The following is an 11,201-nucleotide window of genomic DNA, read 5'->3' as shown; positions in this document are numbered from 1 at the left end:
TTTCCGGGGTAAAAAAGTGAATTAGGTGCAAGGAATAAGCATTGAAACCATTAAAAACCTATCACTTTCTGGAATTTGAGACTATTCTTATATCTTTCTAATTCTTCCTCCTGACTCCTGACTCCTGACTCCTGACTCCTGACTCCTGACTCCTAACCCTCACAGATAACTTTTTCAGCAAACCCTACTTATCTGCTATTTCACGGCATTTTTTAGGGTGGGTTACTGCGTGTTTTGAGATGTTTTCATCATTGGTCATTGGCGATCGATCGCTCTAACTTGCCTTTGGGTTTTGTTTCCGTTCTGTAACTGCTGTTTCTGACAAAGTTTCTACAAGATTTGATAGCGTTCTATTTTCACTATCAGCCCATTGCTGTAAATCGTTTTTCAACTCTGAACTGCAAGTAAATGTGATTTTGACTTTTTTATTAGTTCCCATAGTGTCTAACGTCGTCTGCTAATTACAGTAAACATCAGATTTAAGCTTAGTGGGTAAAAAATATTTAGTCTTAGTCATCTGTTGTCAGAACTTAGTTGCACTCATCGGAACTTAACTGCTATACTAGCACTATAAGCCAAGTAAATGCAACCCCATTGCATCCTGAAAAGTCCCGTGTGGCGTGATTAGTGGGGATTGACAAGACTTCTGGCTACTACGCCATAACGCATAAATTTAACCAGTGCATCAAAACGCGCCCCAAATATGCAAGATGCGGCTACCTTATACACGGTATGCAGCTACTTTGCAGCGACTATATGCAAAATCTCGATACTGCATAAACTATGGAACAGACAAGAGCAATTTATGAAACTTTGGTAGGTAAGAGGGTGAGTGATATTTAGCCGATAGGTGTTCAGAAATATTGATTAATGATGACTCACGCCCCCGCACTCAACATCGCGGTTTTATCTATGGAGGATTATTTTATCGACAGCAGCCACAGCTTTTTCGGTTTTCGGGTTGTATGTAGTGGTGCGACGAGGACTTAGTAGCCCTTTACACTCTTGCTCTTTTGCTCTTTTCCCTTCTTTCTCTTTCTCCTTCTTAACCCCCGCCGTTAGGCGTAAAAATAAAAATTTTTTTTCGACAGTAAAGCTGATTGTTGTGTCTTTACTTAGGATGGCACACATTTTTTAAATTGTCTGAATCAGGATATCCAGGATTTGAGGATTTTCAGGAGTTTTTCTGAGATAATGGAAATAAAGACACTGTGAACACACAATGACTGCTCAATTAATGGTTCAACCTTCTTCTTTAATATCTTCTGGTATGAAGATGAGTGAATTTGGTAATATTTATCTATTTAAATTTACCGAAGAATTACAGTTACGTTTTGAAGAACTATTAGTAAAGAAAAAATCTGATACCCTGACTCCTGAAGAGGAAGCGGAATATGTAGGTATTTCAGAGTTACAGCGAATATTTACCTTGATTAATGCTCAACTAGCGGCTAAAAGTAAATGGTGTCCGAACCAACTCGACGACTTATAAGAAAACGAGCTAAATTCCTCTGTGAATATTGCCACTCTCCTGAATACCTGAGTCCCGACCGTTTTACCACTGACCATATTATGCCGCAGTCTTTGGGGGGGGTCAGATGAATTAGATAATTTAGCTTTGGCTTGTCATCGCTGTAATGAGCGTCATTATAATTTCATAGTAGCTACTGATTCTAAAACTCAAAAACAAGTTGCTTTATTTAACCCCCGTCAGCAAGAATGGTCAGAACATTTTATCTGGATAAAAGATGGTATAAAAATTGTAGGTACAACGTCTACAGGAAGAGCCACTAGCGATCGCTTTGACTTCAATGATGAAAGACGTGATGAGCCTTCTATTCAAGTTGCTCGGCGTTTTTGGGTAGAAGCGGGTTGGCATCCACCACTATCAGATCCTCGTCAAGAATAAAAATCAATTTCCTTGGATGTTGACTCTGACAGAACAGGAAAGAAGACAAAAGGAAAGATTGATAGAACAGTTAAGAAAGCTGGAGGTAGAAGCTGATAAGAAGATAACTGGACCCCAATGCCCTCACTCAATGTGGAACAAGAGGAATGATGCTGACAGTTAACAAAAAAAATCAGCGAGTTCGCGTTTGTCCCTCATGTGGATATACAAATTAATTATCTTATCTGTTCCCTGAAACTAGGATCAAAAATAATTTTCTAATTTATACATCAATAACCCTATGAGTTTTGACAACGTTTGTAAACTACTAGCAGAAAAATATCCCTTTGATTTTGCTAAATGGTTACTTCCCCAAGCACCAAAAACAATCAAAGTCTTAAAAACCGAATTGAGTATAGAACCAATTCGCGCTGATTTTGTCACCTTCTTACAAACAGAAAACCGGATTTTACATATTGAATTTCAAACCAAACCACAATCTAAACCTCCCATTCCGTTTAGAGAGTTAGATTATTCAGTGAGATTAATCCGTACATATCAAGTTCCTGTTACTCAAGTCGTGATTTTCCTACAAGAAACAAATGATCCAATTGTTTTCACTGAAGAATATGTTAACGAAACAACCAGACACCGTTATCGTGTCATCAGAATGTGGGAACAAGATTCAGCCTTATTTCTCAATAATCTGGCATTATTGCCATTAGCACCATTAACACAGACAAATTCACCCCAAGGTTTATTATCCCAGATTGCCAATAATCTTGCTAAAATTGCAGATAGGGAGACTAAACAGGATATTGCAGCTTACACAGAGATTTTAGCAGGTTTGCGGTTTGAGAAAGACTTTATTCGTCAATTGTTAAGTGAGGATATTATGCAAGAATCAGTCATTTATCAGGATATTTTGCAGAAGGGAGAAAGAATTGGAGAACAAAGAGGAGAACTGAAAGGAGAACTGAAATTTTGCTTATTTTTACTTAATCAACGGTTTGGGGAAATTGATTCTTTAATAGTTGAAAAAGTCAAAGGTTTACCTGTAGAACAGTTAGAAAATTTAGGTGCTGCGTTGTTTAATATTTCTGAAGTTGCTGATTTAGTAAGTTGGTTAAATCAACAAGATCATCAGAACTAATAGTGGTGTTGGGTTTTGCAACCCAACCTACTTGATAATTATAAATTTTTCATTAAAGCTACTAAAATTTTCATTAAAGTTTCTAAATCATTGGGCACACGATAAAGGTTTAAATCTTGAGTAATTTGTTTTGATTCCCGATGTAAAATTACAAATTGCCAAATATTACCAATAGAAACTGCACCATAGAGGATAGGATGATCAATAATAGACCAATTATCAAAGGCAATTAATTCTACAGCTAATTGGACAATTCCTCTTTCTAAATCGGCATTTTTAGCTTCAATAACTAATAATTGATTGTCAGCTTTAATATAATAATCAACAACTCCTTTCAATTGATTTACGATGACTGGATTCCTCAGTCACAAATTAAAAAAGCATCGTAGAAATTGTCGTCATGATCAGGCAATCAGTATTTAGGACTATTGTACGCCTTATGTGAGTTGGCGGCTAGAACAATGCAATCTCCTTCGTAAGACTAGGACTTGTCGGTAAGGTGAAGTCTGAAACCCTTAAAATAACCGGGGCATTTTTAACTCACATAAGGCGTATTGTAATAATAACAAATCTCCATATTGTGATGCGGGCAAAAGCCCGCAATTTTGACTAAAAAACTATGCAGTTGATATTAACCTACATTAGCAACATAAGGACTCGTTAACTTATCCAACTGCTGAGTTAACAGACTGAGGAATAAACCCACATCTGTCACCACACCTACAGATTCTATTGAACCGCGATCGCTCAATTTTGTCACCACAGCCGGATTAATATCCACACAAACCATCTTCACACCTGCGGGAGTCATATTTCCCACCCCAATAGAATGCAGCATGGAAGACAGCATCAAAATCATGTCTGCACCTTGGATGATTTTAGAATACTCCTGTTGTGCTAAAATCAAGTCCATTTGGGTATCGGGTAACGGACCATCATCCCGAATTGAACCGGCGAGGGAGAAGGGAATGTTATTTTTCACACATTCATACATCACCCCACTTTTCACCACTCCCGCTTCCACAGCTTTAGCAATGCTACCAAAACGGCGGATAGTGTTAATTACTTTTAAATGATGTCGGTGTCCACCACGCACAGCCACACCCCGCTTCATATCCACACCCAGGGACGTTCCCAGCAGGTTTTGCTCCATATCATGAACAGCGATCGCATTTCCGCCTAAAAGACCCTGTACATAGCCTTCCCGAACCAAGCGACAGAGATGTTCACCACCACCTGTATGAATCACCACAGGACCTGCCGTGACAACTACTTTACCGCCGCTATCCTTGATTTTACGTAATTCCCAAGCCACCTGTTCCACAACTAATTCCACCCGTCTTTCGCTGGAAACACCGGAAGACATGAAGCTGAATTCTTGAGAATTGCGTTGTTCCCGTGATTCGGCTTTGCGGACGGTGCGGATACCCAATACATCCACAACTACTTTATCGCCGATTTCTAAATCCCGGAGGAGTTTGCATTTTGCTACTATACCATTAGCAGTTGTGGAAATAGCGATCGCCCCATCCATGCGTTGATTTTCCACCTTCAGCCATTCTCCATTTACCCTCACTTCTGTGGGATAAATCGTACTAACATAGAAATCATCAGGAGCAACACCCGCTTGTAAGACAGGTTCTAATTTAGAATCTCGTTCGTCTTGAGGTAAATCAACCGCACCCAAATCAATTAACTGGGAGATGATTTCTTCCATCACTTCGTGAGATGGTGCAGATACCCTCACCTCAGCCGCAGATGTACTTTGACGTTGTTCTCCCAAGTTGAATTTGAGAACTTGGAAACTTCCCCCCATTTCCACAATTAAATCTAAAGCGCGGTTAATCAAACCTGCATCTAGCAAGTGTCCTTCCATGCGAATGACACGACTTTCTACAGATACATTAGCGTGAATTTCCTCGCCAATAGGTTCTGTCACCCGCAAAGTCAAGCATTTAGCCGCCCCACCAGCTTTGAGAAATTCCGTTAACGGGGTTTCAATAACTTGAAAACCAACTTCCGCTAACCGTGATTTTAAACCATCACTGGCTTTGTTCATAATCACGATGCTATCAACATTCACCGCATTACAAGCAAAGTTAACAGCATCAGCTTCTTCAATAGCAACCCGCTTTTCCGGTGCGACGCGCATTTCAATCACGCGGTTAGAGTAGGAATCAAACGCGCCAGGATAATACAGCAAATAACCATTTGCCAAAGGACAAAAGCAGGTATCCAGGTGATAAAAACGCTCATCCATTAAGCGCAGAGAAATCACCTCAATGTCCAGCCATTTAGCCAGGTAGGGGTGAGAATCTAATTCTGACCGAAAACCATATCCAGCCCATAACCACCGCCCTTCCCGGTCTAGGAGTGCGTCACCAGCACCTTCAAAAGGGAGGTCTTTGGGAAGTGTGTAAACATTAAAACTATTTTGTTCAAACCACTGTTGAAAATACGGTTCTTCACCTTGGCGTTCTTTATGTAAGAAGCGGCTGAGAACAACGTTCTCACCAAGGACTAAACCCGCATTAGCACTGAATACCATATCAGGCCAGCCTTTTTGGGGAGGCACTAAATCAACAATGGCATGATCTTTAATTACATGGTATAATTTATTCCATTGTTCCACTGCGCGATCGCGTGAGGATTTATGAATATTCCCTTCCATCCAAGGATTAATCACATAATCCACATCATAATGGTCAGGAGCGCACATCAAAAAACGAATTTGGGAAACCATAAAAATTTTACGAACTTCTAAAATGCTACTAATGTCTTGTGGATACAGAGTTTTGGTGATCCAATTCTGTCAAATCTGCTACTTAACCTCTACCTTCTCTTTTTGGTAGGCTTTATCAGGCGATCGTTATTATTCTATTACTACTAGGGACAATGTGAGCGGTAGGGGGAAAAATGTATTATGGGGGATGTTATAGTGTTGCTAATAACCGTTTAGAGAAAAGCATAGATATTGAATAATACAAGTATAGATTTTTTATTTTATAGAGTTTTGCCCGCAATCATTTTTTTCAAGATTCAAGTGGTAAACTTTCTTCTCAAACATCGTTTCAGATGATAATTTCTCGTCAAGAAGTCAAAAATGCAATAAATTATAATTCCCTTACCCTTTTGTGTTGGGTTGCGCTCCCCTTAACCCAATCTACAATTGTTATCAATTATTAGGTGGGCAATGCCCACCCTATAAATCTATAAACTCACACCATGTTTTTTGGCAATTTCTACAAGTTGCTCATATTGATGTTGTGATGCTTTAGCTAAAATTGCATCAGCTTCTTCTGGATTAGTACCATCTTTAGGAATTAAATACTTAACATAAAGAGAAACAAAATCAACCACCGCAGCTAAACCTGTTAATTCGTGTTTATCAGCTTGTTTTCCGGCAATAACAGCCACCAAACCCGCTCTGATTGGGTCAGGTCTAACTTTCATGAATTGGTCAACTAGTTGCTTAGAATAATCCGCTGGTGCTAAATTCTTTAACTTACTTTGATCAGGTTTAAATTCTAATCCTGCGGCTGTTGATTGATCCAACATACACCATTCTATAAATTCTTGCAATGCAGCTTCAGGAAGCTTAGGAAGATATTGATGTAGTTCTAAATTAGACACAATTAGTTACCACTTTTAGTATTTAGTAATTTGTAAGAATTCAGGAGTCAGGAGTCAGAATATTTTTTTGGTAGTAAGAACTAGAGAAAACTATTTCTTCCATTAATTATCAAGAATGAGTTGAAAACTCTGATTCATTCTGAATCCTGTATTCTGTATCCTGAATCCTACAGTAATTCCTAATTGATAATTCATGATTTGATCATTAGGAATTATCAATTATTCCTTAAAATTCAGACTAACCTACGGATTTAGGAACTTTTGTACTGTAAACAACAATTATATAGAACCCTGACTTCTCAAAAATTAGATCCCCGACTTCTTGAAGAAATTGGGGATCTAGTAGATCACATAAATTAAGCTGTTCTAAATCTTGCTAATTCTTCCCCAGTTTTGGCATCATGGGCATGAACAGTACACACCAAACATGAATCAAAAGAACGGGCTACATGACCAACTTCTACGGGGTCTTTAGGGTCTTGAATTGGTGTGCCAATTAATGCTTTTTCAATCGGTCCTAGTTGTCCTTCACCGTCACGGGGTCCGATATTCCAAGTACCAGGGGCGATAACTTGGTATTGTTTAATTTTGCCTTTTTCGATTTCTACCCAGTGACACAATGCACCTCTAGCGGCTTCTGTTGCACCCCAACCTTTACCATCTTTTTCTTCTGGTTTAATATACCAAGGATCGTTTAATTTGAACTCTCTTAAACACCGTTCAGCTTGACGATATAGTTTAACTATTTCGTGGACTCTTCCTAATTGACGAAGATGAACACTTGCACCGCCCATTTGCTTGAATGTATCGAGAATAAAGGGGTCATAATGTTGCCAGGATTCCCCATGATTTCCCCCGGCAACTAATTGACGGGCCAGGGGTCCTGCTTCTAAACGTCCTAAGTCTTGGTGGAGGACTGCACTTGACCAAGAATATGCCCCATTAAAGTCTTTTTGATTGTGATTAATTGGCTTTGTAGTGCGATCGCTCGGATGCCAATCTTGGCTACCCTCATCATACCAAGAATGGGTTAAATTCTCACGAGCAAATGCTTGATTCATCAAGCTATGAGTATCAGTAAAACTATCATAAACACCGCTTTTCATAATCACAGCAGCGTTACGTCCTTCAATGGTGGGTTTATTGTATTTATCCTCATGGGGAATATAACCCCAAGTCACATATTTACCCACACCAGCACCATATCTATCTAACCCGATATCTAACCCCATGCGCCAATATAAACCTAAGTCAGATTCTCGATGTTTAACATCTTCATTTAACCACTTTTGAAAGTCTTCATAAGATTGAATTTCTTCATATCTTTCTAAAGAACATCCTAACCAAACAGGTTCTAACCAATTGGTGCGGAAATATTCCAGAATTGCCCAAGCGCGGGTAATGTCAGTTAAAGTGGGGGCGCACATCACACCACCAGGCACCATATAACTGCTATGACAACAGGTGATATGCTGTAAATGTTCCTGAGTAACTTATTTTCTAAGGTAATTTTGCCCAGTTAGAACATTTTATTTTCAACATTTCAGCTTTTATAAATAAGGGAATATTTAGGGAATGAGTCAGCAAAATCAGGGTAATTGCGAGGAGACATATTCCACATCTACACAGGAATATGCAAATGCAGACTCAACGGACTGGTTCGCAGATATGTTTGCAGACTTTGAACCACAGAACACTACAGACGGCAGTTATAGAGGAACAATGGCGAAAATAAAAGCAACGGAATTACAGTATCAAGCAGTTTTTGAACAGAAGTTAGTCGAAGCTAATAATAATTTAAAAAGGGAGAGAATAAGAGTTACCATTAAACAAACTGGAAATTCTCTGCAATTACGAGCTACCCTACCGTTAAAACCAGGAGATAGTAGTGTAAGTAAACAGAAAAAACAGTATGATTTATCTCTAGGAATACCTGCAAATTTAGAGGGTTTAAAAACAGCCATTGAGGAAAGTTACGAATTAGGGAAATTAATTGCTCGTCATACTTTCCAGTGGAATGAGAAGTATTTAGGAATTAAATCGAGAGAGAAACAAGAAATCAAAACTATTGGGGAATTATTAGATACATTTGCGGAAAAATATTATCAAACTCGTCAAAAAACTATCACCAGTGAAAATACCTTTGCTAACTATATATCTGTAATTAAAAGAAACTTGACTCTCACCCATTTAGCCACAAAAGAAAACTTTGAGGAAGTTATTAATTCATTTCAGGGGAATAAAAAAAATGAACTAATAGCTGTAACTTCTGTTTTGATTAAAACCTTTAATTTAGGATTTCAACTTGATGTCAAACGAGATCATGTGACTCCTGCTTATCGAGAAATTCCTGAAGATGAAAAAATTATATCTGCTTTTGAACTCTTTGAAAAATTCGCTCTCAACCGCAAAAATACAAATATTAGTGATGAAATAGATACTTGGGAAATGTGGCGTTGGGTATATGGAATGTTGGCGACTTATGGATTAAGACCAAGGGAATTATTTGTACAACCGGATATTAATTGGTGGATGTCTCCGCAAAATATAGATCATACTTGGAAGGTGAATAAAAATACTAAAACTGGATATCGAGAAGTTATTCCTTTTGTGACTGAATGGGTAGATTTATTTGATTTAAAAAATCCCAAACCATTAAATATTTTAAAAAGAAAAGTTGAAAAAATTGCCTCTGTACAAAATATTAATTGGATGCGAAGAGATATATCCAGATGGTTTAGAAAAGTGGGAATTGAATTTCAACCTTATGATTTACGCCATGCTTGTGCAATTCGAGCGCATCTTCAGGGAATAGCGATTAAAGCAGCAGCAGATAATTTAGGTCATACTGTTGATGAACATACAAAGACTTATCAAAGATGGTTTGGGATTGAAAATAGGAAAAAAGCCTTTGGTGAAGTAATTAGTCAAAGGTCGTTAATTGAGTTGCAGAAGAATGAAATATTGGTGCTACGGATGGAGAATGAAAGGTTAAGGTTGGAGGTGGAAAAGTTGAAATTATCGCTTGGATAGAAGATTCCTGTATAATAACCAGTGGCGCTAATTTTCTCACTTGAAATCCATATGAACCAGAATCAATTTCCTTGCCCAGAGTGTGACGCAGGGCAAAGTCCAAAAGAGCAACCTTACCAAGAGTTAGGGAGTCGTCAAGCAAGACAACTTCCATGTGCTTTATGTAGGGGCAATCTCTATGTTTCTTTGGAGCGAGTTCAACGATACTTTCAGGTATACGGCGGCTCACAGGCTTACCAGAAATACATGGAGAAGTACGATCACTGATCTTGTAGTGCGATCGCCGATCTTGTAGGGTGCGTTAATGAAATGTAACGCACCATCAAATACACACAAATGTAACGCACCAAATTTATGATTATTTACTGATTTTCGGTGCGTTACGCTGTCGCTAACGCACCCTACTAATCGTCCCAATATCCTTGAGGTTTTTCCTTTCTGCTATCTTTACCCCAATCGGTTGGATAAATTCCCTCAGCGATAAACCGATGAATACTGGAATACTGCCAATCTTGGGGACTTTCACACAATCCATGTCGAGCCGGATTATCATGAATATAATCACAATGGAGCGCAAAATCCCGTTCATCCCGAATTAAATGCTCCCAGAACCGACGTTGCCAAAGATTACTTTCTCCTCGCTTTTGTCGTGATTGAGAAACCTCCCGATTAACCCCTAATTCTTGTCCATAATGTTTGGTGACATAAGTTTTAATTAAGCGCAATCTCACCGACAAGTCTTTATCGTCAGGGGGTAAAGTCCACAAACAATGAAAATGATCAGGTAATAAAACAAAAGCATCAATACAAAAAGGATATTTTTCCTTTACTTTTTCTATTGCTTCTCGGAGAGATTTTCTCCCTATGTCAGTACAAAGCCAAGATTCTCTTTGATAAGTGACTTGTGTGATGAAATATGTACCTCCAGAAACATTAGGTCTTCTATAATTAGGCATTATGGAGTTAGTATGGGTGAAATTAAGTTTATTTTTTATTTATTGTATTGTCATATTGGTTTGGTAAAAACATTTATCGTTAAACTATAATCCGAGAAACAGCAAAATTTTATGATGTAGTGCGATCGCACAAAATCCATTATCTTGTGATTCTTTAACTGGGATTAACTGCGATCGCTAATATTGGGGAAATGCGATCGCACAAAATCCATTATCTTGTGATTCTTTAACTGGGATTAACTGCGATCGCTAGTTTTAGTTTAAATGCGATCGCTCAAAATCAATTATCTTGTGCTTAACGGGTGACAAGGCGGCTAAAGAGCTTGTTTCATAAGGGATAGAGCCTGAAAGCCCCGTTGAAAAAAGAGGCGTTTATGAGGCTTGAGATTGATTAAATTCCTTAACGGGTGACAAGGCGGTTGAAGATGAGATGTGGCAATAATTTGAGAAAATAAGGGAGTAAAAAAATAGGGACAAAGAAGCCCCCGAAGCAAAAAATGTTACCACAATCATATCAAACAATTTTCCGAAAGCATTT

The 11,201-nt window shown here is 38.4% G+C and carries 11 protein-coding genes and 1 pseudogene; 5 read left to right on the top strand and 7 right to left on the bottom strand.

Going from position 1 to position 11,201, the window contains the following annotated elements; translation table 11 throughout:
- Nucleotides 1-274 precede the first annotated feature (274 nt).
- Both PN471_RS01095 and PN471_RS01090 read right to left on the bottom strand, forming a co-directional pair.
- Entirely contained in the window at nucleotides 275-439 is a 165-nt protein-coding gene (locus PN471_RS01095) for a ribbon-helix-helix domain-containing protein (RefSeq protein ID WP_190384502.1), read from the bottom strand.
- 467 nt (nucleotides 440-906) lie between these two features.
- Nucleotides 907-1,131 (bottom strand): hypothetical protein, encoded by a 225-nt coding sequence (locus PN471_RS01090; RefSeq protein WP_271775318.1) that lies wholly within the window; start codon nucleotides 1,129-1,131, stop codon nucleotides 907-909.
- A 91-nt stretch (nucleotides 1,132-1,222) separates the two neighbouring features.
- Here PN471_RS01090 and PN471_RS01085 point away from each other — a divergent pair, with 91 nt between their 5' ends.
- The 4 genes from PN471_RS01085 to PN471_RS01075 all read left to right on the top strand — a co-directional run bounded on the left by PN471_RS01085 (nucleotide 1,223) and on the right by PN471_RS01075 (nucleotide 3,041).
- A complete protein-coding gene (locus tag PN471_RS01085; protein ID WP_271775317.1) occupies nucleotides 1,223-1,492 on the top strand; it encodes a hypothetical protein in 270 nt (89 codons plus the stop codon).
- Nucleotides 1,462-1,602: an HNH endonuclease gene (locus PN471_RS23280; protein WP_334311887.1), complete on the top strand. Its 141-nt coding sequence runs from the start codon at nucleotides 1,462-1,464 to the stop codon at nucleotides 1,600-1,602. The genes PN471_RS01085 and PN471_RS23280 overlap by 31 nt, the downstream gene beginning before the upstream one ends.
- 16 nt (nucleotides 1,603-1,618) lie before the next feature.
- Nucleotides 1,619-1,909: a hypothetical protein gene (locus PN471_RS23275; protein ID WP_334311886.1), complete on the top strand. Its 291-nt coding sequence runs from the start codon at nucleotides 1,619-1,621 to the stop codon at nucleotides 1,907-1,909.
- Nucleotides 1,910-2,189: 280 nt separating this feature from the next.
- Nucleotides 2,190-3,041 (top strand): DUF4351 domain-containing protein, encoded by an 852-nt coding sequence (locus PN471_RS01075; RefSeq protein ID WP_271775316.1) that lies wholly within the window; start codon nucleotides 2,190-2,192, stop codon nucleotides 3,039-3,041.
- A 38-nt stretch (nucleotides 3,042-3,079) separates the two neighbouring features.
- On the opposite strand, the gene PN471_RS01070 is transcribed toward PN471_RS01075, so the two are convergent.
- The 4 genes and pseudogenes from PN471_RS01070 to PN471_RS01055 all read right to left on the bottom strand — a co-directional run.
- Entirely contained in the window at nucleotides 3,080-3,379 is a 300-nt protein-coding gene (locus PN471_RS01070; protein ID WP_271775315.1) for a hypothetical protein, read from the bottom strand.
- A 293-nt stretch (nucleotides 3,380-3,672) separates the two neighbouring features.
- Entirely contained in the window at nucleotides 3,673-5,784 is a 2,112-nt protein-coding gene (gene argZ / locus PN471_RS01065; RefSeq protein ID WP_271775314.1) for a bifunctional arginine dihydrolase/ornithine cyclodeaminase, read from the bottom strand.
- A 467-nt stretch (nucleotides 5,785-6,251) separates the two neighbouring features.
- The gene (locus PN471_RS01060; protein WP_193899070.1) at nucleotides 6,252-6,674 is read right to left on the bottom strand and encodes a hypothetical protein; all 423 of its coding nucleotides are present in this window, start codon (nucleotides 6,672-6,674) and stop codon (nucleotides 6,252-6,254) included.
- 356 nt (nucleotides 6,675-7,030) lie between these two features.
- Nucleotides 7,031-8,131, bottom strand: a pseudogene (locus PN471_RS01055) (nickel-dependent hydrogenase large subunit); the annotation flags it as partial.
- A gap of 118 nt (nucleotides 8,132-8,249) precedes the next feature.
- Between PN471_RS01055 and PN471_RS01050 the strand changes: the two are divergent.
- Nucleotides 8,250-9,707: a site-specific integrase gene (locus PN471_RS01050; protein ID WP_271775313.1), complete on the top strand. Its 1,458-nt coding sequence runs from the start codon at nucleotides 8,250-8,252 to the stop codon at nucleotides 9,705-9,707.
- Between the two features lie 404 nt (nucleotides 9,708-10,111).
- Here PN471_RS01050 and PN471_RS01045 read toward each other — a convergent pair whose 3' ends face one another.
- Nucleotides 10,112-10,663 carry an REP-associated tyrosine transposase gene (locus PN471_RS01045; protein WP_271775312.1) on the bottom strand — a complete coding sequence of 184 codons (552 nt, stop codon included), beginning with the start codon at nucleotides 10,661-10,663 and terminating at the stop codon, nucleotides 10,112-10,114.
- Nucleotides 10,664-11,201: the final 538 nt, after the last annotated feature.

Source organism: Aphanizomenon sp. CS-733/32, from assembly GCF_028330045.1.
GTDB classification, from domain to species: Bacteria; Cyanobacteriota; Cyanobacteriia; order Cyanobacteriales; family Nostocaceae; genus Dolichospermum; species Dolichospermum gracile.
Note: the sequence above shows the minus strand (reverse complement) of the source record. Positions and strands in the feature narration are given on the sequence as shown.